The 21,660-nt window shown below is 65.1% G+C and carries 21 protein-coding genes; 5 read left to right on the forward strand and 16 right to left on the reverse strand.

Features of this window, described 5'->3' with window-relative positions:
* Position 1: 1 nt before the first annotated feature.
* The 4 genes from ccoS to ccoG are packed head-to-tail and all read right to left on the reverse strand — an operon-like array spanning position 2 to position 4,700.
* Positions 2–184 (reverse strand): cbb3-type cytochrome oxidase assembly protein CcoS, encoded by a 183-nt coding sequence (ccoS, locus tag ACODSP_RS16880; RefSeq protein ID WP_488966729.1) that lies wholly within the window; start codon positions 182–184, stop codon positions 2–4.
* Positions 181–2,670, reverse strand: coding sequence for a heavy metal translocating P-type ATPase (locus ACODSP_RS16885; RefSeq protein ID WP_488966730.1), 2,490 nt, complete (start codon positions 2,668–2,670; stop codon positions 181–183). Before ACODSP_RS16885 ends, ccoS begins: the two co-directional genes overlap by 4 nt.
* A complete protein-coding gene (locus tag ACODSP_RS16890; RefSeq protein WP_488966731.1) occupies positions 2,667–3,146 on the reverse strand; it encodes a FixH family protein in 480 nt (159 codons plus the stop codon). The genes ACODSP_RS16885 and ACODSP_RS16890 overlap by 4 nt, the downstream gene beginning before the upstream one ends.
* A gap of 3 nt (positions 3,147–3,149) precedes the next feature.
* Positions 3,150–4,700, reverse strand: a complete 1,551-nt coding sequence (ccoG, locus tag ACODSP_RS16895) for a cytochrome c oxidase accessory protein CcoG (RefSeq protein WP_488966732.1) — start codon at positions 4,698–4,700, stop codon at positions 3,150–3,152.
* Between the two features lie 223 nt (positions 4,701–4,923).
* On the opposite strand from ccoG, the gene ACODSP_RS16900 reads away from it, so the two are divergent.
* Both ACODSP_RS16900 and ACODSP_RS16905 read left to right on the forward strand, forming a co-directional pair.
* Complete coding sequence (locus tag ACODSP_RS16900) at positions 4,924–5,193, forward strand: type II toxin-antitoxin system Phd/YefM family antitoxin (protein ID WP_488966733.1); 270 nt, start codon at positions 4,924–4,926, stop codon at positions 5,191–5,193.
* The gene (locus ACODSP_RS16905; RefSeq protein ID WP_488966734.1) at positions 5,193–5,612 is read left to right on the forward strand and encodes a hypothetical protein; all 420 of its coding nucleotides are present in this window, start codon (positions 5,193–5,195) and stop codon (positions 5,610–5,612) included. The genes ACODSP_RS16900 and ACODSP_RS16905 overlap by 1 nt, the downstream gene beginning before the upstream one ends.
* A 181-nt stretch (positions 5,613–5,793) precedes the next feature.
* On the opposite strand, the gene ccoP is transcribed toward ACODSP_RS16905, so the two are convergent.
* The 4 genes from ccoP to ccoN are packed head-to-tail and all read right to left on the reverse strand — an operon-like array spanning position 5,794 to position 9,072.
* Positions 5,794–6,663 carry a cytochrome-c oxidase, cbb3-type subunit III gene (gene ccoP / locus ACODSP_RS16910; RefSeq protein ID WP_488966735.1) on the reverse strand — a complete coding sequence of 290 codons (870 nt, stop codon included), beginning with the start codon at positions 6,661–6,663 and terminating at the stop codon, positions 5,794–5,796.
* A gap of 4 nt (positions 6,664–6,667) precedes the next feature.
* A complete protein-coding gene (locus tag ACODSP_RS16915; RefSeq protein WP_488966736.1) occupies positions 6,668–6,835 on the reverse strand; it encodes a cbb3-type cytochrome oxidase subunit 3 in 168 nt (55 codons plus the stop codon).
* Between the two features lie 10 nt (positions 6,836–6,845).
* Positions 6,846–7,574, reverse strand: coding sequence for a cytochrome-c oxidase, cbb3-type subunit II (ccoO, locus tag ACODSP_RS16920; RefSeq protein WP_488966737.1), 729 nt, complete (start codon positions 7,572–7,574; stop codon positions 6,846–6,848).
* A 13-nt stretch (positions 7,575–7,587) separates the two neighbouring features.
* Complete coding sequence (gene ccoN / locus ACODSP_RS16925) at positions 7,588–9,072, reverse strand: cytochrome-c oxidase, cbb3-type subunit I (protein ID WP_488966738.1); 1,485 nt, start codon at positions 9,070–9,072, stop codon at positions 7,588–7,590.
* 341 nt (positions 9,073–9,413) lie between these two features.
* On the opposite strand from ccoN, the gene ACODSP_RS16930 reads away from it, so the two are divergent.
* Positions 9,414–10,214: a DUF2189 domain-containing protein gene (locus ACODSP_RS16930; RefSeq protein ID WP_488966739.1), complete on the forward strand. Its 801-nt coding sequence runs from the start codon at positions 9,414–9,416 to the stop codon at positions 10,212–10,214.
* 126 nt (positions 10,215–10,340) lie between these two features.
* Here ACODSP_RS16930 and ACODSP_RS16935 read toward each other — a convergent pair whose 3' ends face one another.
* Positions 10,341–11,084 (reverse strand): polysaccharide deacetylase family protein, encoded by a 744-nt coding sequence (locus tag ACODSP_RS16935; RefSeq protein ID WP_488966740.1) that lies wholly within the window; start codon positions 11,082–11,084, stop codon positions 10,341–10,343.
* Positions 11,085–11,420: 336 nt separating this feature from the next.
* Here ACODSP_RS16935 and ACODSP_RS16940 point away from each other — a divergent pair, with 336 nt between their 5' ends.
* The gene (locus ACODSP_RS16940; RefSeq protein ID WP_488966741.1) at positions 11,421–12,464 is read left to right on the forward strand and encodes a LacI family DNA-binding transcriptional regulator; all 1,044 of its coding nucleotides are present in this window, start codon (positions 11,421–11,423) and stop codon (positions 12,462–12,464) included.
* Between the two features lie 138 nt (positions 12,465–12,602).
* On the opposite strand, the gene ACODSP_RS16945 is transcribed toward ACODSP_RS16940, so the two are convergent.
* Positions 12,603–12,899, reverse strand: a complete 297-nt coding sequence (locus ACODSP_RS16945) for a GIY-YIG nuclease family protein (protein WP_488966742.1) — start codon at positions 12,897–12,899, stop codon at positions 12,603–12,605.
* A 331-nt stretch (positions 12,900–13,230) separates the two neighbouring features.
* Between ACODSP_RS16945 and ACODSP_RS16950 the strand changes: the two genes are divergently transcribed.
* Positions 13,231–13,956, forward strand: coding sequence for a hypothetical protein (locus ACODSP_RS16950; RefSeq protein WP_488966743.1), 726 nt, complete (start codon positions 13,231–13,233; stop codon positions 13,954–13,956).
* Here ACODSP_RS16950 and cheB read toward each other — a convergent pair.
* The 6 genes from cheB to ACODSP_RS16980 are packed head-to-tail and all read right to left on the reverse strand — an operon-like array spanning position 13,953 to position 21,492.
* A complete protein-coding gene (gene cheB, locus ACODSP_RS16955; RefSeq protein WP_488966744.1) occupies positions 13,953–14,993 on the reverse strand; it encodes a chemotaxis-specific protein-glutamate methyltransferase CheB in 1,041 nt (346 codons plus the stop codon). The two genes, ACODSP_RS16950 and cheB, sit on opposite strands and share 4 nt — an antisense overlap.
* A gap of 11 nt (positions 14,994–15,004) precedes the next feature.
* On the reverse strand, positions 15,005–17,269 hold the full coding sequence (locus ACODSP_RS16960; protein WP_488966745.1) for a hybrid sensor histidine kinase/response regulator: 2,265 nt from the start codon (positions 17,267–17,269) through the stop codon (positions 15,005–15,007).
* A 19-nt stretch (positions 17,270–17,288) separates the two neighbouring features.
* Complete coding sequence (locus ACODSP_RS16965) at positions 17,289–18,899, reverse strand: methyl-accepting chemotaxis protein (RefSeq protein WP_488966746.1); 1,611 nt, start codon at positions 18,897–18,899, stop codon at positions 17,289–17,291.
* Positions 18,900–19,532: a chemotaxis protein CheW gene (locus ACODSP_RS16970; RefSeq protein ID WP_488966747.1), complete on the reverse strand. Its 633-nt coding sequence runs from the start codon at positions 19,530–19,532 to the stop codon at positions 18,900–18,902.
* The gene (locus tag ACODSP_RS16975; RefSeq protein WP_488966748.1) at positions 19,529–20,995 is read right to left on the reverse strand and encodes a CheR family methyltransferase; all 1,467 of its coding nucleotides are present in this window, start codon (positions 20,993–20,995) and stop codon (positions 19,529–19,531) included. The genes ACODSP_RS16970 and ACODSP_RS16975 overlap by 4 nt, the downstream gene beginning before the upstream one ends.
* Entirely contained in the window at positions 20,992–21,492 is a 501-nt protein-coding gene (locus ACODSP_RS16980) for a chemotaxis protein CheW (RefSeq protein ID WP_488966749.1), read from the reverse strand. Before ACODSP_RS16980 ends, ACODSP_RS16975 begins: the two co-directional genes overlap by 4 nt.
* Positions 21,493–21,660 lie beyond the last annotated feature (168 nt).

Genomic DNA, 21,660 nt, shown 5'->3' on the forward strand with positions numbered 1-21,660 from the left:
ATTAACTATCCGATTTCGGGTGGGGTGGGCTGGGCGGCAGGGGCCGCTCATCATCGAACAGGACGCGGGCGCCGGCCCCGTCCAGGTCTTCGAACTGTCCACTGCGCACGGACCACAGAAAGGCCAGAAGGCCGATCAGGCCCATGCCCAGCGCGATGGGGATCAGGAACAGCAGGCTGGTCATCCACGTATCTCCCTTGGCGCTGTTTCCGGTTGGCCGGAAACAGTACCGGCGGCGACCGCCGCCGCGCGGCCCGTGCCGCGTCGCCCAAGCTGCGGATGCAGCGCCGGCGATTGAGGAAAACGAGACAACCTCAGCGCATTGCCCAGCACCACCAGCGAGGAGGAGGACATGGCCAGTGCCGCGATCAGCGGTGTGGCATGGCCCAGCATGGCGATGGGCACCGCGCACAGGTTATAAAGAAGCGAGAAGCCCAGATTCTGCAGCACCAGCCGGTCGGCCTTGCGCGCCACCGTCAAAAGCTCTGCCAGCGGGGCCAGAAGGTCGCCCTGGAACACGGCATCGGCGGCGGTCTGCGCCACATCAACGGCACTGCCGGGGGAGGCGGAGACATCAGCCGCCGACAGGGCCGCCGCATCGTTCAGCCCATCGCCGACCATCAGGACATGGCGGCCCTCATCCTTCATCGCGGCCAATGCCGCTGCCTTGCCCGCCGGGTCCACGCCCGCCTGCCAGTCCTCAATGCCCAGGCGCGCCGCCATGGCGGCCACCACCGGTTCCCGGTCGCCGGAAATCAGGGCCAGCCGGTATCCCTTGCGGCGCAGGGTCGCGACCACGGTCACGGCATCGGCACGCGGCGCATCGGCAAAGGTGAAGCGTTGTGGCTGCCGGCCAGGGCGCGCCAGCCACAGTTCCGGCCCCTCGATGATGCTGCCCGGCACGCTGACCGGCCCGACAAAGCCACGCCGTCCCAGGCGCACCATGCCGTCCGGCCCCTGCCATTCCAGGCCGGCCCCCGGCACCTCGCGCACCCCGTCCGCCACCGGCCCCGGCCCTGCGGCCCGCGCGATGGCCCGCGACAGCGGGTGCCGGCTGGCCCGCGCGAGGCTGCCCGCCAGCTCCAGGTCCGCCGCATCCCGTGCGCCATCCGGCAGAAGGTCGGGCCGCCCCAGGGTCAGCGTGCCTGTCTTGTCAAAGACGATAGTGTCCACCTTGGTCAGCCGTTCCAGCGCCGTGGCCGATTTCAGCAGGATGCCGCCGCGCAGCAGCCGCCCCGTCGCCACCACCTGCACCGCCGGCACGGCCAGCGCCAGGGCACAGGGGCAGGTGATGATCAGCACCGCCACCGCGATGAACAGCCCCTGCTGCCAGGCAATCCCGACGCCCAGCACCCAGATCAGGAAGGTAGCCAGGGCGGCGGTATGAACCACGGGCGTATAGGCCCGCGCCACCCGGTCGGCCAGGGCCACATACCGCGCGCGGCCCTGTTCGGCGGCCTCCATCAGGCGCACGATCTCGGCCAACAATGTGCCCTCGCCCCGCGCCGTCACCGTCACGCGCAGCGGGGCCGACAGATTGACCATGCCGGCAAACAGCGTGTCGCCGGGCCGCACCGGCTGCGGATGGCTTTCACCGGTGACCAGCGAGGTGTCGATATCCGACACCCCGTCCGCCACGGCCCCATCCACGCCGATCCGCTCGCCCACGGCGACCAGGACAATGGCCCCCACCGGCACCTGCGCCGGGGCCGTGGGCACGGCCATGCCCGCCTCGTTCAGCATCATCACCGGTGCGCGGCCCAGCGCCAGCAGATGTTCCGCCGCAGACCGTGCCCGACCCCGCGCACGGGCATCCAGGAACCGCCCCACCAGCAGGAAGAACAGCAGCATGACGGCGCCATCAAAGTACGCATGTTCCCCCTGCCGCGCCGTCTCCCACAGGCTGACACTGGTGGCCAGCGTCACGCCCAGGGAGATGGGCACATCCATATTGGTCCGACCGGCCTTCAGCGCATTGATGGCCGACCGGAAGAAGGGCCGTGCGGCATAGGCCACGACCGGCACGGCGATCAGGGCCGACAGCCAATGCATCAGGGTGCGCGTGGCATCGCCCATGCTGCCGGCATGCCCGGACCAGACCGACACCGACAGCAGCATGATATTCATCATGCCGAACCCGGCCACCGCCATGGCCCGCACCAGTTCGCGTTCGGATTTCTTCTGCGGATCGTCCGCACCTTCCGTCCCCGCCACGGCGGGGCGATAACCCAGCCGCCGCACGATCCCGGCCAGATGCCCCGCCATATCCGGCGCGCCGTCGCGCCACGTCACCGACAGGCGTCGCGTCGTCAGGTTCACGCGCGCCGCCGTCACGCCCGCCTCCCGGCGCAGGGCACTTTCGATCAGCCAGACACAGGCCCCGCAGGTCACCCCATCCACGACCAGCCGCAGGCACTGCGCCCCGTCCGGCAGCGTCTCCACCGCCCCCGACAGGTCCAGTGCCGCCACCTCTTCCCCCGCCGGGGCCGGGGCATTGGCGTCACGGCGCGCGTAATAGGCATCCAGCCCCAGATCATGGATCAGGGCATAGGCACCCGCACAACCCGTGCAGCAGAAACGTTCCCCCACCGCCACCGGCTGCCCGCAATGGATACAGCCCGTTTCGTGCACGTGATCGGTCACGATCGCGGAGGATGTGGCGAGGCTCATTTCGTCACCATGATCCGCTGTACCAGCAGATATTGCTCGTCACCATGGCGCAGGGCCGCCTTCACATCCCACTGGCCGGGATGCGGCGTGTTCAGCGGTGCAACAAACCGCCCCTCCCCCGTGGCTGTAAAGCCCAGGGGCAGGGGTGCGTCATTGCTGACGGGCCGTTCCAGCCGGCCCGTGATCCCCACATGATCCAGCGGCTGCCCGTCCCGGTCCTGGATGCGCAGGACCAGCTGTCCCGCCTCCACATTCACCGACACGCGCCAGCCCAGCGCGTCCTGGCCCTTCTGGGCCGCCAGCACGTCGTTGTAATGCACGCCCCGTTCATAGGGCTTGTCCACGGCCAGCCCGGAATAGGAATTGATGGCATAGGTCACCATCACGGCATTGACGAGGATGACGACCAGCATGGCACCCACAAAGACCCAGGGGATCCAGTTGCTCTTGCGTGGTTGATCGATGGTCATGGCCATGGCTCAATCCCTGTCGTGATGGTGGCGAACATGCGGGCCGACGAACACCGCGTCATAGGCGTCGCCCTCCCCGCGCACCGGGTTGGTCAGCACGAATTCAATCTCCACCCGCTCATCCCGTTCCTTGTCGGGCGGGGCGGTCACGAACACGCGGAAGGTGGCCACCTTGTCGGGCTTCACGGGCAGGATCACCGACTGGCCGTCCCCCGCCTCGCCCACATCCTGGACCAGCAGATGCCCTTCCTTCATGCCTTTCAGGCCCAAAAGGAAATCCACCGACTCCCGCCGCTTGTTCAGAACCTTCAACGTATAGCCATTGCGCACCCCACCATCCGACAATGTCACGAACAGGGGTGCCCGGTCACGCAACACATTCACTTCCACGGTCGTCCGGAGCAGCAATGCCGTCAGCATCACCGAAGCGACCAGGACCAGCAGTCCTGCATAGAGGATGGTGCGCGGCCGCATGATCTTCCATCTGGCCCGCCCACCCTTGGCGCGCGCCTGCTGCCGCGCCTCGGTATCAAAGGTGATCAGCTCCCGCGGGCGGCCGACCTTGTCCATGATCTGGTTGCAGCTGTCGATGCACAGGCCGCAGCCGATACATTCCAGCTGCAACCCGTCACGGATATCGATGCCCGTGGGACAGACGGCCACGCACTGCCCGCAATCGATACAGTCGCCGCGCCCGTCCCAGCTGGTGCCCGCCTTATGCGGCCCGCGCTTCTCCCCGCGCCAGCGCTCATAGGTCACCACCATCGACTGATCGTCCAGCATGGCGGCCTGGAAACGCGGCCAGGGGCACATATAGGTACAGACCTGCTCGCGCGCCCATCCGGCCAGGACATAGGTGGTGGCCGTGAACAGGCCCACGAAGAAATACTGGACCAGCGTCGCTTGGCCCGTAAAGAACTCCACCACAAAGGTCGGCGCATCGTTGAAATACAGCGCCCAGGCACCGCCCGTCGCCAGCGCGATCAGCAGCCAGGCCGCATGCTTGGCCGCACGCTTGGTGAATTTCCCCACACTCATCGGCGCCTTGTCCAGGCGCATGCGCGCGCCGCGGTCGCCCTCGATCCAGCGTTCGACCAGCATGAACAGGTCGGTCCACACCGTCTGCGGACAGGCATAGCCACACCACAGCCGCCCGAACAGGGAAGTGACCAGGAACAGGCCCAGCGAGCCCATCACCAGCAGACCCGTGATGAAATAGACCTCCTGCGGCCAGATCTCGATCCCGAACAGATAGGCGCGCGGCGCCGCGATATCGATCAGCAAGGCCTGCGACGGCGCCTCCGGCCCCCGGTCCCAACGCACCCACGGGGCAAGGTAGTAGAGCGTCAGGCAGAAGATCAGGACCGCCCATTTGATGGTGCGGTACTTGCCCGTCACCGATTTGGGCTGCACCTTGACCCGCGCGGCATAGAGCGAGGGCGGCGGCACATCGCCCCCCTTGGGCGCCGCCACCGGCTTGCGCCCCGCCCCATTCTCAAACGCCGCCTGCGCCGCATCGGCAGCCGCCGCCTTCTCCAGCAATGTCTCCGGCCCGGCCATCGGGGCACCCCTTGGAAACGGTCATGAACAGTTCGGTGGGCAACCCACCCTGACCGTACCCTAGGCCTCTGCGATCCGGCGCGCGTTGCGATAAATCAAATGACGGGGGAATGATTGGGATGGGGATGTTTGGTCGCAGGGGGGAACCGTTTGGACCATACGACGCTTGCTCAGCGCCAAATCTTACGTAAAATACAGAAGATGCGTAACCGGAGAAGCTAACATGGTTATGGTCACGTCAGCCGAGTTTGTCCGGCAGTTTGGTACCTATCAGCGCAAGGTCCAGCGGGAAGAGGTTGCCGTCACCTCTTATGGGAAAGTTGTCGGCTATTATGTCTCCGCCGAGGATTTCGAAATCCTTCAGCAGGCCAAGGCCGCGCGGCAAGCCTATCATCCGGGTGAGTTGACGGAGGATATGTGGGCCGATATCGACCGTGCGGAGCCCAGTGCCGATGCCCACAAACTGGATCATCTGATGGGCGGGCCTGAATAATGGTCCTGCCGCCCCCGGCACCGGGGCTGGTCGTCCATTTCTCGTACCTCTGGCGCAACCAGTTTGAGCGGGGGGAGGAGACGGGACGAAAAGTGCGCCCCTGCCTGATCATCGCGGTCGGAACAGGCGGCGGCGATTTGCGCGCCTACATCGTGCCGATCACCCACAGCGAACCGCCACAGGGACGGGGCGTGCCTATTCCGCCAAAGGTGAAAATGCACCTTGGCCTGGACGAGCAGGCCTCCTGGATCATCATTGACGATTTGAATGTAACCATCTGGCCCGGCTTCGACCTGCACCCGATCCCCAACCGGTCCGGAAGCTTTGTCTATGGCGAGATCCCGGCCAGCCTGCTTCGCCAAGTACTGACCGCCATCAAGGCGCTGCGGCCACCGCCCAAGGCCACACCCCGGACCTGACAAAACAAAACACCCCGCCGGTCTCTCTCCGGCGGGGTGCAAGTTGGGTGGGGGCAAAAGGGTTGGAGACTATCGGTCAAAACCTTGACCGATGGTCCGGCGGCGACTGCCGCCGCACGGCCCATGCCGCGTGAAGCCAAGCCGCCGGATGGCGGCGCCCGGCGTTTGAGGGGGCGTAAAACTACTGCCCACCCCCCAGCGCATGAACATAGGTGGCCAGCACCTTCACCGTGGCCGGGTCCAGGCGTTCGATCCAGGCCGGCATGTTGCCGCGACGTGCATAGGTAATGGTCTCCACCACCGTTTTGCGGTCGCCACCATACAGCCAGATGCCGTCCGACAGGCGGGGGCCGCCCATATCCTGGACGCCTTCGCCCTTCTCGCCGTGACAGGCGGCACAGTTCTCGGCAAACACCACCGCCCCGCGTTCGATGGCGTCGGCCTTGCCTTCATTGCCCGACAGCGACAGGACATAATCGGCGACATCACCGATCTGTTCCTTGGTCAGCAGCCCATCGGCGCCAAAGCGCGGCATGTCCGACACGCGGCTGTTCTCATTGGCGTTGCGGATGCCATAGGTGATGGTCTGAAGGATCTGATCCGGCTTGCCGCCCCAGATCCAGTCATCATCGGCCAGCGTGGGGAAGCCCACGGCCCCCGCACCGCCGGCACCGTGACAACCGGCGCAATTATCGGCAAAGGCCACGCGGCCCGCCGCCTGGACATAGCCCATCAGGGCCGGGTCCTTGCGGATGCTGTCAATGTCCATGGCCACGATCTTTTCACGGATCTCGGCCTGGCCGGCTTTCTGCGCCGCCAGCGTCTCCGCCACCTCCGCACGCCGTGAATAGCCGGCGGTGCCGCCAAAATGGCTGGACAGGGTGGGCCAGGACGGGAACAGGACCGTATAGATCACGCCCCAGACGATGCAGGCATAGAAGGTGTAGAGCCACCATTTCGGCAGCGGCGTGTTCAGTTCCTTGATGCCATCCCACTCATGGCCCGTCGTGTCCGTGCCCGTGGTGGCGTCCTTTTCGATCTTTGTCGGCATGGGATCACCTGTTGTTTCGGGCGGGGCTGGGATCGTCGTTCAGGGGGATCATGGCGTCGGCCTCAAACCGGCGCTTGGCACCGGGCCGAAAGGCCCAGAACACGATTCCTAAGAACAGAACCAGGAACCAGACCAGCCAGAGCTGTTTCAGAAGGGGGAGAAGTTCATGCATCACATCCCCCTCACTGCTTCAGATCTTCGGGATTGATCTTGGTGAAATCGACCAGCGTGCCCAGCATCTGGAGATACGCGACCAGGGCGTCCATCTCCGTCACCTGTTCCGGCTTGCCGTCGAAATCACCCAGCTTGGCCTTGGGATAGCGGGCCATGAGGGCCGTCGTATCCTCGTCCGGCAGGGCGCCCGCCTGGACCTTCAGGTCCTTCTGGGCATTGGCGATGTCATCCTCGGAGTAGGGCACACCCAGCGTGCGCAGCGTCTTCAGATGTTCCGCCGCATCGTCGAAATTCAGCGGCCGGTTCAGGAACTGATAGGTGGGCATGATCGATTCCGGCACGAGGGCGCGCGGATTGTTCAGATGCGCCACATGCCAGTCGTTGGAATATTTGCCACCAACGCGCGCCAGATCGGGGCCGGTGCGCTTTGACCCCCACTGGAACGGGTGGTCATACATGCTCTCGGCCGCCAGGCTGTAATGGCCATAGCGCTCGACCTCGTCCTTGAAGGTGCGGATCTGCTGGCTGTGGCAGAGATAGCAGCCTTCACGGATATAGATGTTGCGGCCCGCCAGCTCCAGCGGGCTGTAGGGACGAACCCCATCCACCCGCTCGATGGTGGTTTCCACGGTGAACAGCGGCACGATCTGCACCAGCCCCCCGATGGAGATGGTGATCAGGGTCAGCACCGCCATCAGGATGACGTTCTTTTCGATGATCGCGTGGGAGAACTTCATGGTTCCGTCCCCCTTATTCGGCGGCCACAGCGGTACCCTGCATCGCCGGCTCCAGGGCCGGGCTGCTGGTGACCGTGCGGATCAGGTTGATGACCATCAGGATGGCGCCGGTCAGGAACAACAGACCGCCGATGCCACGGATGACGTAGTAGGGATGCATGGCCTGCACCGTCTCCACGAAGGAGTACTGGAGGAACCCGTACTCGTCATAGGCGCGCCACATCAGGCCCTGCATGATGCCGCTGACCCACATGGCGGTGATGTAGAAGACGATGCCGATGGTCGCGGTCCAGAAGTGCCATTCCACCAGCCGGGCGGAATAAAGCCGCTGCTTGTTCCACAGGACTGGCACCAGATAATAGATCATGCCGAAGCAGATGAAGGCGACCCAGCCCAGCGCGCCGGAATGCACATGGCCGATGGTCCAGTCGGTATAGTGCGACAGGCCGTTGACCGCCTTCACCGACATGACCGGGCCTTCAAACGTGCTCATGCCATAGAAGCCGACTGCGGTGACGGAGAAGCGGAGCGACGGATCGGTGCGCAGCTTGTCCCAGGCGCCCGACAGGGTCATGATGCCGTTGATCATGCCGCCCCAGCTTGGCATCCACAGGATGACCGAGAACACCATGCCCAGCGTCTGCGTCCAGTCGGGCAGCGCCGTATAGTGCAGATGGTGCGGACCCGCCCAGATATAGAGGAAGATCAGCGCCCAGAAATGGATGATCGACAGACGGTAGCTGTAGACCGGGCGACCCGCCGCCTTGGGGATGAAATAATACATCATGCCCAGGAAGCCGGCGGTCAGGAAGAAGCCCACCGCGTTATGGCCGTACCACCACTGGATCATGGCATCCTGCACCCCGGCCCAGGCCACATAGGACTTGGTGCCCGTCAGGCTGACCGGCAGGGCCGCGTTATTCACGATATGCAGCACGGCGATGGTGATGATGAAGGCCAGATAGAACCAGTTGGCCACATAGATATGCGGCTCGCGGCGCTTGATGATGGTGCCCACGAACACGACCAGATAGACGACCCAGACGATGGTCAGCCACAGATCGACATACCATTCCGGCTCGGCATATTCCTTGCCCTGGGTAATCCCCAGCAGATAGCCGGTGGCCGCCATGACAATGAACAGCTGGTAACCGAAGAAGATGAACCAGCCCCATTCGCGCCCGCCAAAAAGGGGTGCGCGGCAGGTGCGCTGCACCACATAAAGCGACGACCCGATCAGGGCGGAACCACCGAAGGCGAAGATCGCGGCGGATGTGTGCAGCGGGCGCAGCCGCCCGAATGTGGTCCATTCCAACCCTAAGTTCAGGTCGGGAAAGGCCAGCTGGAAAGCGATATAGACACCGGCGGCGAACGCCGCGATGCCCCAGAACATGGCGGCCACGACGAAGGCGCGGACAACGTCCTCATGATACGCCTCGACGGGAGCGGCCGTTTGGCCCACGCCCCCATACGCCCCGTCGGCGATTGCTACACCCATGACAAACCCCCGGTGTCGGCGGAATTTTTGGATAAGGACCGGACCCATGCCCGATCCCCGACCCTGCCTTCATGGGCCATGAAGGGGGGATGCGCATTGACATGCATCAACCCGCATATGGTTCGGGCGCGGAACATCAAGGTGATGCGGGATCAAGGGGGTGGGGGGTACCCGTTATCCCCCCGCTCTCCACGTCATCCCGGCTTCCGCCGGGATGACGAAGGGATTTTCACACCCCTAATATTCACCAAAAGCATAGCCCCCCTTCCCAGCGCCTGAAAACCTGCCATACTCAAGAAAAGCCGCGAAAAGCGAAGCTCAGCGAACTATTGGGGATGGAAATGACTGTCGACCATGAAGATGATGCCGGCCCCGTCCCTGTATTCAGCGGACCCGTGCCCCATATCCGTCATGTTCCCGTGGACCGGCCCTGGCATTGGCTGCAATTGGGCCTGGCTGATCTGGGGTCCGCCTGGCGGGTCAGCCTGACCTATGGCGCGATCATCGCGGCGTTCAGCCTGGCCCTGACCCTGCTGGTGGTGGGGTCGGGCCATATCATGCTGATGCTGCCCTTGACCTCGGGCTTCACGCTGGTGGCCCCGCTGATTGCCGTCGGGCTTTACGCCACGTCGCGGGACATCGGTGCTGGCCGCGTGCCCGATCTGGGCCGCGCCCTGCAGGCATGGAAGGTCAACCCGTTGCAGGTCGGGTTCCTGGGTGTGCTGTTGCTGCTGCTGCACCTGTTCTGGGTGCGGGTGGCGACCTTGATGTATGCGCTGTTCTTCGCTGATCTGTCGCCGACCCTGGACAGCCTGACCGCCACCCTGTTTCAAAGCGGGGCCAGCCTGCCCTTCCTGATCGTCGGCACCATAATCGGTGCCGCCTTCGCCGGCGTGGCTTTCGCGGTTTCCGTCGTGTCGATCCCCATGCTGCTGGACCGCCGCACCAACGCCTTCACCGCCATGGCGACCAGCATCATGGCGGTCCGGGTCAACCTGCCCGCCATGGCGCTCTGGGCCTTCATCATCGTCTTCCTGACCGCCGTGGGCATCGCCACCCTGTTCGTGGGCCTGATCGTCACCCTCCCCCTGATCGGCCATGCCAGTTGGCACGCCTATAAGGATCTGGTGACGGAAGGGTGAAGTCTTATACCCGTTCCCTCAGTCGCCGGGCTGGCGCATCCGCGCCCTTGGCTAACGGCGCATGGGCGCCGGGCTGACAGTCGCCAGCCTCCAATCAGCCAAGGGCAAGCCCTCGGCGGATTGGCCTCACCCCTCCCACACCACATGCACCAGCCTGTACCCCTTCTGCTTGATCACGCGCAGCAGGGTGGCGATCGCGTCCGCCGTGGGTTTGTTGGCATCATGCATCAGGATGATGCCGCCGCCCTTCTCGTCCAGCGCCTTGGACAGCCGCTCGGCCAGCATGGGCGTGGTGTCCGCCGGCTGCCAGTCGGTGATGGCCAGATCAATGGAGAAGACCGCCACCCCGTCGCGGGCCAGCGCCGTCATCAGCACCGGCGTCTCCTCCAGGAACGGAAACCGGTACGCCGCGGCGGTCACCCCGAACAACCGCTTATAGGCGGCCTGGGTGCGCGCCAGATCATCCAACTGTGCAGCCTCACCCAGCGTGCCCAGATGCGGGTGGCTATAGCTATGGATACCCGCCGAATGCCCTTCAGCCACGGCGCGTTTGGCAAGGTCCGGATGGGCGTCCAGATTGCCGCCCGTCATGAAAAACGTGGCCTTGGCGCATTCCGCCTTCAACGCGTCCAGAACCTGCGGCGTCAGCACCGGCACCGGCCCATCATCAAAGGTCAGCACCACCTCGCCCTTCTCCAGCCCCGGCAGGGCCGCATGCTGCACCGTCCCGAACGCCCCGCCGGCCCCGCGCTTCAAGCTGATGGTCCGGCTGGTGCCCAGCGCGTCCGGCCCACAGGCCGCCGCCACCGCCGTCCCTGCCCCCATCCCCGCCAGCACCACGGCCAGCACCAGCCCCCTGATCACCCGCATCCCATCCTCCCCGGCTTATTGGAAATTGTTAGCGTTAACCTAACCCAATCCGCACAACCGATCCAGCCTGCTGGCTCATCCCCTAATCGCCTGCCCGGCGAAGGCCGGGGCCCAGGGGCCAAGTGCCCAACGCTGATGCTGCTAAACGCGAGGCAGGCGGAAAAGTTGATGCCTGCACCCCCTGGGCCCCGGCCTTCGCCGGGGAGGCAATCATGGCAACGCTGAATGATCCCGACACGCGACTAGACAACGTTGTCAGACTTCCCTGAACATGCTATCCACACTATCGACGGCACAAGGGGGCAACGTACCCCTGCGGCGCGGAGGAAATGTTCTTTGACCGATATTCAGCAGAATGGCGCGGCCCGCCCGCTTCCGCGTGTGGCGACGATCTTTGATGTGGCCCGCGTGGCCGGCGTTTCGACCAAGACCGTATCGCGCGTGCTGAACAATGAGGCGCGGGTGGCCGACGACACGCTGGCCCGCGTGCGCGCCGCCGTGGCCGATCTGGATTACCGGCCCAATCCCAATGCCCGCTCGCTGGCGGGCCGCCGCTCCTATCTGATCGGCCTGTTCTATGACAACCCGTCGCGCAACTACATGGCCGACATCATGGGTGGCGCGATCAGGCGGTGTCAGGAGAAGGGTTACCACCTGCTGACCGAACCGTGCGAGGCGGATGACCCCAACCTGCCGCGCATGATGGTGTCGGTCGCCGCGCGCTTCCGCCTGGACGGACTGATCCTCACCCCGCCCATCGTGGATCGTCAGGACGTGCTTGACGCCATTGCCCAGGCCAATGTCCCCCTGGTCCGCATCGCGCCCCGCACCGACCCCGCCCGCACCCCCCATGTGCATATGGATGATGAGGCGGCGGCAAGGCTGGCCGCCTATCATCTGGCCGATCTGGGCCATACGCGGCTGGGCATGATCCTGGGCCATCCCGACCATGGCGCCGCCGAACTGCGCCGGCGCGGCTTCATGAATGCCGCCGCCGAACGCGGCCTGACCCCGTCGCCCGACCATGTCCTTCCCGGCGATTTCAGCTTTGCACGCGGTTTCGCCGCCGCCGAACAGCTGCTGGCCCTGCCCAACCGCCCCACCGCCATCTTCGCCGGCAATGACGACATGGCCGCCGCCACGGTCGCCGCCGCCAACAAGCACGGCCTGCAGGTCCCCCGCGACCTCTCCGTCATCGGCTTCGATGACAGCCCCATCGCCCAGGTCATCTGGCCCCCGCTCACCACCATCCGCCAGCCCACCATGGCCATGGCCGCCGCCGCCGTCGACCTCCTGATCGGCGACACCGACCCCGAACCCGTGCGCCAACTGGGCTTCGAACTGATGGTCCGGCAATCGACGGGGCCGGTGGGAGCTTAGGGCATCCCAATCCCCCCTTTTCGTCATCCCGACACCTTTTCGTCATCCCGGCGAAAGCCGGGACCCAGGGGCCACAAGCCCAAACCTCAACACCGCCGGGACCAAAGCCGCCGACAGGCCAGGCACCCGGCCCCCGCCTCAAGCCAGCGTCGCATATAAATCCTTCCACAGCGGGTTATACTTCTCGATCAGTTCGATCTTCCACACCCGCCGCCATTCCTTCAGCTGCTTTTCACGGCGGATGGCGCCACCGATTTCTCCGTATTGCTCGTAATAGACCAGAATCTTTACGCCATATCGCCGCGTGAAGCCCGGCACCAACCCTTCCCGATGCTCCCAAATCCGTCGGCAAAGGTCAGCCGTCACCCCAATATAGAGGGTGCCATTGCGCTGACTTGCCAGGATGTAAACATATCCCCCACGCTCATACGCCATGAAACGGCTCTGAGTAAAAATTGATATTCTTGTATGATTTTCTCTTTTTAATTAGCGGTCAAGATAATCTTGGCCAACACCATACCTCTCGCTGTGCCTCATCACACCCGTCCTCCTCCCCCTCGTCATCCCGGCGCAAGCCGGGACCCAGAGCCACAAGCCCAAACCTCAACACCGCGTTGATCAACCCCACCGAACCGTCGGGCGCTTGGCCCCTGGGTCCCGGCTTGCGCCGGGATGACGAGAGAGAGCTACAAGCGATCCCTTCCCCGCCCCACCCCTTCCCGCTATGGTGGCAACACCCCACCATCCAAAGCACGGAAGGGCGAAGATGAGCGAGCCGGCGGCACCCGACAAACCCGACTTCATCGAAAAGATCGCCGATTATGCCGGCTGGATTCTGGCCGTATCAGTGGCGGTGATCATCGCCGCCTGGTCGCTCTATTTCTTCCAGTTCCGGGGCAGCCTGTCCGATGACACGGCCATCTGGGGCCAGTTCGGCGACTTCGTCGGCGGCACCCTGAACTCGGTCTTCGCCTTCTTCAGCTTTATGATCTTGCTGAGTTCGTTGCGGCTGCAGCTGAAGGAGCTGCGATTGACGCGGGAGGAGTTGGAGGCGACGAGGAAGGAGTTAGCTGCATCAAGTATCGCACAACGAAGACAGGCAAATAATTTTGAGACAGAATCCAAGAAAAATGACCACACCCTTGCAATAACTCAAATATGCGCCTTTGTGTCAAATATATTATCAAAAACCTCTAATTTTGTTGGCGTAAATGGCATTCAGCAAAAATTCAACAACTCGTATTACAATTCTGATGATGGGCTGTTTGAAATGGAAATTCATGGCAAAGAGAACTTCGATGAGTTTTTACAATATATAATAATTCTCGACTATCACTGTTCGATGCTGTTTTCTCATTTCAGGGAATCTCCAGCATTAATACATCCATTAGTTGCTTATGAAAACTATGCGGTTTGCCTCGAAGCTAACGGTTGGGTCGACGAGTTGGAGTTCTTTGGCAAACACGACCTGCCTTATAATCCTCGGATTTAACCCCCCACCTCCACCAACTTCGCCGCAATCGCCGCCGGGGCCAGCACATGCATGGCCCCGCCGCGCTCAATGGCCACCCCCGGCATGCCATGCACCACCGAACTGGCCGCGTCCTGGGCGATGGTGACGGCGCCCAGCGTGCGCAGCACGCACAGGTCGTCGGCCCCGTCGGCCCCCATGCCGGTCAGCAGCACGCCGATGGACCGCCCGCCATATTGGGCCGCCACCGACCGGAACAGGTGGCCCACGGCGGGGCGCAGGCCGGCCTCGGGCGGGCTGTCGATCAGTTGGATGCGGCCATAGGCGTCCACGCCCATATGCCGGTCATCGGGCGCCACATAGACATGGCCGCCCATTACCTCTTCCCCATCGCGCGCGACCGTGACCGGTAATGCACATCCGGCATTCAGCCACTCTGCGAACCCGGTCACAAACCCGCGCGCAATATGCTGCACCACCAGGATGGGCAGGGGAAATTCCGCCGGCAGGGCGCTGAGGATGGTCTGCAGGGCGATGGGCCCGCCCGTGCTGGCCCCGATGGCCACCACCCGTGCCTTCTCCCGCGGGCCGGTGCTGGCCGCTGCCGCGACGGCGGCGACCCGTTCGGCAATGGCCGGCGCGCGTTTCCAGCGGCGCACCACTTTCACTTCCGACATCAGGCGGACGGCGGTCACCAGCGCTTCGGCCTCCCGCTCATGATCATCATGGCCCAGACCGGCGGGCCGGCGGATGAAGGCCAGGGCGCCTGCCTCCACAGCCTTGAAGGTGGCCGCCACCTCGTCCTGCACGGCGCCGCTGACGATGACGATGGGGACCGGCACCGTTTCCATGATTTCCCGCGTGGCGGAAAACCCGTCCAGGCCCGGCATATGGATATCCATGGTCACCACATCCGGCTTCAGCCGGCGCACCGCCTCCAATGCGGCGGCGCCATCCGAAACGGCGGCCACGACCTTGATATCGGGCTCGCTTTCCAGGATGGCGGTCAGAAACACCCGGATGGTGGGCGAATCCTCGGCGACGAGAACCTTGATCACACGGCATATCCTCAGATCAGGCGACCGATGATCTCCAGCAGGTCGCTCTGGTCGAAACTCTTTTTAACGATATAGGCACTGGCGCCGACATCAACCCCGCGCTCCCTATCCTCTCGCGTTTCCAGCGAGGTGATCAGGATGGCTGGTATCTCCGACAGGCGGGGATCCTGGCGGATATTGGCGATCAGTTCGAACCCGCTCATGCGCGGCATTTCCACATCCGACACGACAAGATCGAACATCTCGCCGGCCAGGACGTTCCACGCCTCCATCCCGTCCACACAGGTCCGCACCCGGAACCCGGCGGCTTCCAGCACATGTTTGAACAGAGTGCGGGCCGTGATGCTATCCTCGGCGATCAGGATGGATTTGCGCACCGTCACCGCATTGGCCGTGACCGGTCGCGCCGCCCTTGCCTGGAAATCGGGCCGCAACGCCGCACGCAGCAGGTCATGCACATTCAGCACGAAACCCAGCCGCCCCGATGGCAGGGCCACGGCCCCCGCCACGCCCGGCACCCGCGTCAGGGGCCAGGCCAGCGGCTTCATCAAAATCTCCGCTTCGCCCAGGACGGTTTCGACCTCCACGGCCAGCCGCTGACCGGCGGCGGCCAGCACCACATAGGCGCGGAAATCCCCCGACGGTCCCGTGCCGGGCAGGTGCAGCAGGTCCGACAGCCGGACCAGCGCCAGGGGCCGCCCGTCGATGCGCAGCATCTCCCGGCCTTCCACCATCTGCACATCCTGGCTGGCCACGCGGCCCACGCGTTCGATGCGGTTGGTGGGCATGGCATAGACATTGCCGCCGACCGCCGTCATCACCACCCGGAACGCCGCCATGGTGACGGGCAGCAGCAGGCGGAAAACCGTGCCCCGCCCCGGCTGGCTTTCCACCGTGACGGTGCCGCCCAGCCGTTCCACCTTTTCCTGCACGATGGCCAGACCCAGGCCGCGCCCGGAAATATCCGTGATCCCGTCACTGGTCGACAGGCCCGATTGAAAGGCCAGCGCCATGATCTGGTCGGGCGCCAGACCCGCCGCCTGCTCGGCCTCCAGAAGGCCCGTCTGCACCGCCTCCTGGCTCAGGCGGCCCAGATCCATGCCCCGCCCATCATCGCTGATGGCGATCTCCGCCCGCCCGCCATCGCGCTGGCTGACGGTCAGCGATATGGTGGCCCGCGCCGGCTTGCCCGCCGTCACCCGCTCCTCGGGCCGCTCAATCCCGTGGTCGATGGCGTTGCGCGCCAGATGCAGCAGCGCCTCGCGCAGTTCCTCCTGCACGCGGCGATCCAGCTCCAGCTCCTGACCGGCCAGTTCCAGCTGTATATCCTTGCCCTGCCGGCGTGACAGGTCACGCAAATCCTGGGCAACAGGCTCCAGAAGCGTACCGGCGGGCAGCATCAGAACCTGTTTCGTGCCCGACAGAAGACTATCGACCCCCTTGGACAGGCCGCGCACATCATGATCGGCTTCCAGCGCCAACCGGCTCAGCTTCGTGGCGACCCAGGCCAAGGTCTGGGCGTCGTGCTCCGCCTGATGCGCGCTGTCCAGGCGCTGGCGCGTGCGCAGCCGGTCGGTCAGACCGCTGCCCAGCGCCTTGATCTCGGCCACCCGCTCCCCGCCCGACAGCTTGGCGTTGATCAGTTCCTCTGCCTGATGCAGCAGGAAATCCAGCCGCTCGATGGGCACGCGCAGGGTCTGGCGCGGCCCCGCCACAAACGGTTCCTCGGCCTGCACCCGCTTGGCCGGGGCCGGCGGCGGTGCGGGCGGGAGTGGCTTCGGCGCCTCCACCACGGGGGCGGCCACGGGAGCGGGCAGCGTGGGTGCCACCACCGGAGTCGGTGCCGGGACCTCGGCTGCCGCCTCCCCCTTGGCCGCCCCTTCCAGGCGCGCGATCAGATTGTCCAGCCCCTCCACGGGCGGCGGGCTATTGCCGTTCACCTCGTTGGGGACCATGCGGCGCAGGGCCGCGAACCCGTCGGCCAGCACGGCCACCACGCCCGGCCCCAGCCGCAATTCCCCACGCTTCAGCAGGGCCAGCAGCGATTCCATGGCATGGCACAGCGCCACCAGATGCGACAGGTTGACGGTGCGCGCCGCGCCTTTCAGCGTGTGAACCTCGCGGAAGGTCTTCTCAATCAGCTCCCGCGCCCGCTGCTCGCTGACGCCTGCCTCCAACTCGCGCAACGACACGGCCAGCGAACTGACATGTTCCTCCGCCTCGACCATGAACATGGCGAGCAGGCGTTGGAAAAGCTGTTCGTTGCGGCTGTTCATCAGGCTGGCTCCGGACTGGTCACGCCTTATACTGGCCGACCAGCGATTTCAGCTTGTGCCCCAGGGCGTTCAGGTTATGGGCCGCCGTTTCCGCCTGTTTGGTGGCGATGGTGTTCTGGCTGCTGGCCTGCCGGATGCTGTCCATGGCCAGGGCCACCTGATCGATGCCCACCTGCTGCTGCTGGTTCGACGCGACGATCTGGGTGCTGGCCTGGGTGGCCAGTGCGATATTCTGGGCCAGCCGCTCGATGGATTGGCCCGCCTCCTGCGCCTGTTTCACGCCGGCATCCACGGCCTTGCTGCCCTGTTCGGCGGCCAGAACGGCGGTCGCCGTGGCCTTCTGGATATCGCCCAGGATGGCGCGCACCTGGGCCGTCGCCTGCTTGGATTGTTCGGCCAGGCTCTTCACTTCCGCCGCCACCACCACAAAGCCCTTGCCCTGTTCGCCGGCCCGCGCCGCCTCGATGGCGGCATTGACGGCCAGCAGGTTGGATTGTTCGGCCAGATCATTGACCGAGGCCACGATGGTGCCGATGGCCTGGCTTTGCTCGGACAGTTTAATGACCGCCTCGGCAATGGCGCCGATCTGTTCGCGCACCAGGGTGATGCCCGCCACCGATTGTTCGACCGACCGTTTGCCCGTCGCGGAGATCTGCGCCGTGGCCTGGGCCGTTTCGGCCACATGCCGCGCCTTCTCCGTCGACAGCTGCGAGGTCTTGCGCACCTCTTCCATGGTGGAACTGGTTTCGGCCAGCGCCGTGGCCGTTTCGGCGGCGGATGCCGACACCTGGGCCGTGGTCGACACGATCTGGCTGCCCGCCGTGCCCAGCACGTTGACGCCCTCGACCAGTTCCTGGATCAACTGGCGCAGGCCGCGGGTCATGTCGCGGAAGGTATTGTTCAGAATACCGACCTCGTCACTGCGGTCGGATGGCGGGATATCGTTGGTCAGGTCGCCCTTGCCGATCCGTTCCGCCGTGGCCGTGATCTCACGCAGCGGCGTGACGATATTGGCCGACAGGAACACGCCCGACAGCAGCACGATGACGGCGGCCAGCAAGGCGCCGCCGATGACCGCCAGATTGGCCAGCCGCGTGCTTTCGGCCTTCTCCGCCTCGCGCTGGTCCAGCAGATGGCTTTCCAGGTCCTGCATCACCTTGATGGCAGCGCGGAATTCCAGCATGGCCTGCCGGCCCGTATCGCCGGCGATCAGCTTCTGTGCCGCCTCGAACCCGTCGCGGCGGCGGGCATCAATGCGAAGCAGCGCCTCGTTCAGACGGTTGCGCGCCGCCTGCTCCACGCGGTCCAGATTGCGCATCTGCTCGGGATTGTCGCTGATCATGCGGCGCAATTGGGGGATCAGTTCATCCAACTGTCGGCGGCCATTGTCGAAGGGCTGCAGGAACGTGTCCTGGCCGGTGATGACAAAGCCGCGCTGGCCGGATTCGATATCCTGTACCGCAGACAGGATCTCGCCCAGTTCGGTCTTAACCTGCTGGGTGTGCGCGCTCCATCGCGCCGCCTCGGTCAGACGGGCGGTCGTGTCCAGCGACACCCAGCCCACGCCCAGCACGACCAGCAGCAGCAGCCCCAGGCAGCCCCAGATCTTCTTGCCCACCGTGATCTTCATCTAAACGCTCCCCCGCGTGCCGGCCGAACCGTCCGCCATCATGCCCGTCAGGGCAGCATCCTCGAAAAACTGTCCGGCATCCAGTACCAGCGTATCCTGTTCGGATACACCAAGATAGAAGCGGCGATTGCCATGCACCGTCGCCGGCACCGGGTCCAGCCGTCCGCGCGATACCGGACGCAGGCCCCGGATGGCATCGGTGATCAGGCCGATGCTGCGGTTGCGGTGCTGCAACACCACCAGATGCCCGTCGCCATCGCTTTTGCCGGTGCCGATCAGTGCCTGGAAATCCAGAACGGTCAGCATCTCCCCCCGCAGATGCACCACGCCCAGCGCCCAGGCGGGCGCATGCGGCACGGGTGTGGGGGCCAGATCGGCGGTCACCTCGCGCACATGCCGGCTGTCCACCGCCATGGGCCGGCCCCCGATCTCAAATTCCAGGATGCGGATTTCGTCCGATGCGGCAGGGGGGGCCGTGGCGGCACGGGCCAGCCGCGCCGCGCGTTCGCGCAGACGGCGGTCCACCTCGGCCGCGTCGGGTTCAAACCCGCGCTCCAACCCTTCCATGGCCGCCTGGATGCGCTGATGCATGGCGGCCCAGTCAATGGCACCTGTCGCGGCCTGATCGCTCATGCCCCTACCTCCGCACTGGCCACCCGCACGATCTCTGTCAGACGGCCAACCGTCAAGCCATCACCGTCGGGAAGTGTTTCCTCCTGCGCCCGCACAGAAAGCAGGTTGAGGGCATTGCGGTAGCATCGCCGCGCCTCAGCCTTCTTGCCATCGGCCACGGCCAGCCCGGCCAGCGCCACATGCGCCAGGATATGATCGGGGTCCAGGAACAAGGCACGCTTCAGCGACTCCGCCGCCCCGCGCGGGTCCCCCACCTCCTGCCGGATCATGGCCAGCAGGTAATGGCGCTCCGGGGTCAGCCGGTCCACGGCCAGCGCGCGGCGGCAGCATTCCTCGGCCAGATCCAGCCGGCCCTCATTCGCGTAAAGCCGCGCCAGCAGGGTCAGGGCCTTGCCATCCCCCACCAGACCGGGATCACCCAGCAAGAGCGCGATGGCCGCCGCATTCTCGCCCCGCTGATACAGCGCCAGCGCCTCATCCAGCGGCCCCAGCACCTCTTGCACCGGCAGCGCCGGCGGCGGTTCCGGCAGGGGCGGCACCGTCAGCAGCGGCAGCGGCGCGTCCAGGGGCATGTCGGGCAGCGGTGGCAGGGTGAAGGGCACCAGCGGCGGCGACTGCGTCTTGCGATAGATGGTGGCGTCCAGCAGACCGATATTGGCAAGCGGCTGAAACAGGTCCGACGATCCCTCCACCGACGCCGCCACCAGCCAGCCGCCATCGACCAGGGAGTGCTGCAGGTTCGACACCACGCGCCGCGCCGTGCCCGTGCTGAAATACATCAGGACATTGCGGCAGAAGATGATGTCCATGGCGTTGGTATTGTTCTGCACCGACGGGTACAGATCCTCGGCCAGATTGTGATAGGCGAAGCTGACCATGCGCCGGATGCGGGGGATGATCTCCCACCGCGTGCCGCGCGGGGTGAAATAGGCGCGGCGGATTTCCGGGTCGATGCCCCGGAACGACCAGTCGCCATAGACCCCCTCGATGGCCTTGCGCAGCGATCGCGGGTTGATGTCGGTGGCCAGGATGGTGATGTTCCATCCCGCGATATCGGGGATCAGCCGGTCCAGAAGGATGGCCATCGTATAGGCCTCCTCCCCCGTCGAACAGGCCGCACTCCAGATGCGCAGATACTTGCCGTGCGCGGCCCGGCGCTGTGCGATCAGATCGGGCAGGATGCGGGTGGACAGGGCGTCGAAACTGGCCGGCTCGCGGAAGAAATAGGTTTCGCCGATGGTCAGATAGCTGGCCAGTGTCTCGATGCCGGCCCGGTCCACGGCCCCTGACAGGAAATGCCGCATGCAGGCATCACCATCGGCAAAGCCCAGCTCGGTTGCCATCTGCGCCACGGCCCGTTCCAGGTCGCCCCAGCGTTCAGGCGCGTAATGCAGCCCCATGCGTGCCGCCAGAAAGGCACTGAACTCCTCCAGCAGGACAGAACCGGACCCGGCCTGGATCAAGATGCGCTCTCCCGCGCCATTGCCGCATCCAGGGCGCCCTGTTCCTCCATGGACAGGAACCGATCCAGGTCATGGATGAAGACCGGCCCGCCGGGCAGCGCCGTCACCGCCTCGAAATAGCCGCCCGCCGGCACCACATTGTCGGCGGGGATCAGGCTGTCTGACGGCTGCCGCAGGGTGCCGTCGACATGGTCGATCCAGAGCGCCACCGATTGCCGCGCCAGCCGCACGACCACCAAGCCATCATCCAGGCGGGGACCGCGCACCGCCATGCCCAGGCGGGCACGCACGTCCAGCACGGGCAGGAACCGACCGCCGACATTGATGATGCCCGCCACCACCGTCGGCGCGCCCGGCAGGGGCCGGAAGGCCGCCATGGCCGTCACCCGCTCCACCTGGCCCAGGCGCACGGCAAAGGGCCGTCCATCCAGCGTGAACAGCAGCAGATCGACCATGGCATCCGCGTCCACCGCTTCTGCGGCCTGCACGGCACCCATCGCACCCTCCCCTGGCGGCGTTGGTTCAATCCTATCCTTATAGGCTGAAAACCGGGGCCATGTGCCAGCCTCTTTCACTGTCCATGAGCATAGTTGTCGCCACGATCACGCAATATAGCGGCGCGCGCCACATGGCGCGTAACCCGGGAACTGTTGAGCTTCATCTCC

The sequence above is a fragment of the Niveispirillum sp. FG156 genome (genome assembly GCF_057809555.1).

What these genes read in the sequence shown, in the direction of transcription:
- ccoS (WP_488966729.1), bottom strand. Translation starts at nt 184, where the DNA reads ATGACCAGCCTGCTGTTCCTGATCCCCATCGCGCTGGGCATGGGCCTG.
- ACODSP_RS16885 (WP_488966730.1), bottom strand. Translation starts at nt 2,670, where the DNA reads ATGAGCCTCGCCACATCCTCCGCGATCGTGACCGATCACGTGCACGAA.
- ACODSP_RS16890 (WP_488966731.1), bottom strand. Translation starts at nt 3,146, where the DNA reads ATGGCCATGACCATCGATCAACCACGCAAGAGCAACTGGATCCCCTGG.
- ccoG (WP_488966732.1), bottom strand. Translation starts at nt 4,700, where the DNA reads ATGGCCGGGCCGGAGACATTGCTGGAGAAGGCGGCGGCTGCCGATGCG.
- ACODSP_RS16900 (WP_488966733.1), top strand. Translation starts at nt 4,924, where the DNA reads ATGGTTATGGTCACGTCAGCCGAGTTTGTCCGGCAGTTTGGTACCTAT.
- ACODSP_RS16905 (WP_488966734.1), top strand. Translation starts at nt 5,193, where the DNA reads ATGGTCCTGCCGCCCCCGGCACCGGGGCTGGTCGTCCATTTCTCGTAC.
- ccoP (WP_488966735.1), bottom strand. Translation starts at nt 6,663, where the DNA reads ATGCCGACAAAGATCGAAAAGGACGCCACCACGGGCACGGACACGACG.
- ACODSP_RS16915 (WP_488966736.1), bottom strand. Translation starts at nt 6,835, where the DNA reads ATGCATGAACTTCTCCCCCTTCTGAAACAGCTCTGGCTGGTCTGGTTC.
- ccoO (WP_488966737.1), bottom strand. Translation starts at nt 7,574, where the DNA reads ATGAAGTTCTCCCACGCGATCATCGAAAAGAACGTCATCCTGATGGCG.
- ccoN (WP_488966738.1), bottom strand. Translation starts at nt 9,072, where the DNA reads ATGGGTGTAGCAATCGCCGACGGGGCGTATGGGGGCGTGGGCCAAACG.
- ACODSP_RS16930 (WP_488966739.1), top strand. Translation starts at nt 9,414, where the DNA reads ATGACTGTCGACCATGAAGATGATGCCGGCCCCGTCCCTGTATTCAGC.
- ACODSP_RS16935 (WP_488966740.1), bottom strand. Translation starts at nt 11,084, where the DNA reads ATGCGGGTGATCAGGGGGCTGGTGCTGGCCGTGGTGCTGGCGGGGATG.
- ACODSP_RS16945 (WP_488966742.1), bottom strand. Translation starts at nt 12,899, where the DNA reads ATGGCGTATGAGCGTGGGGGATATGTTTACATCCTGGCAAGTCAGCGC.
- ACODSP_RS16950 (WP_488966743.1), top strand. Translation starts at nt 13,231, where the DNA reads ATGAGCGAGCCGGCGGCACCCGACAAACCCGACTTCATCGAAAAGATC.
- ACODSP_RS16960 (WP_488966745.1), bottom strand. Translation starts at nt 17,269, where the DNA reads ATGAACAGCCGCAACGAACAGCTTTTCCAACGCCTGCTCGCCATGTTC.
- ACODSP_RS16965 (WP_488966746.1), bottom strand. Translation starts at nt 18,899, where the DNA reads ATGAAGATCACGGTGGGCAAGAAGATCTGGGGCTGCCTGGGGCTGCTG.
- ACODSP_RS16970 (WP_488966747.1), bottom strand. Translation starts at nt 19,532, where the DNA reads ATGAGCGATCAGGCCGCGACAGGTGCCATTGACTGGGCCGCCATGCAT.
- ACODSP_RS16980 (WP_488966749.1), bottom strand. Translation starts at nt 21,492, where the DNA reads ATGGGTGCCGTGCAGGCCGCAGAAGCGGTGGACGCGGATGCCATGGTC.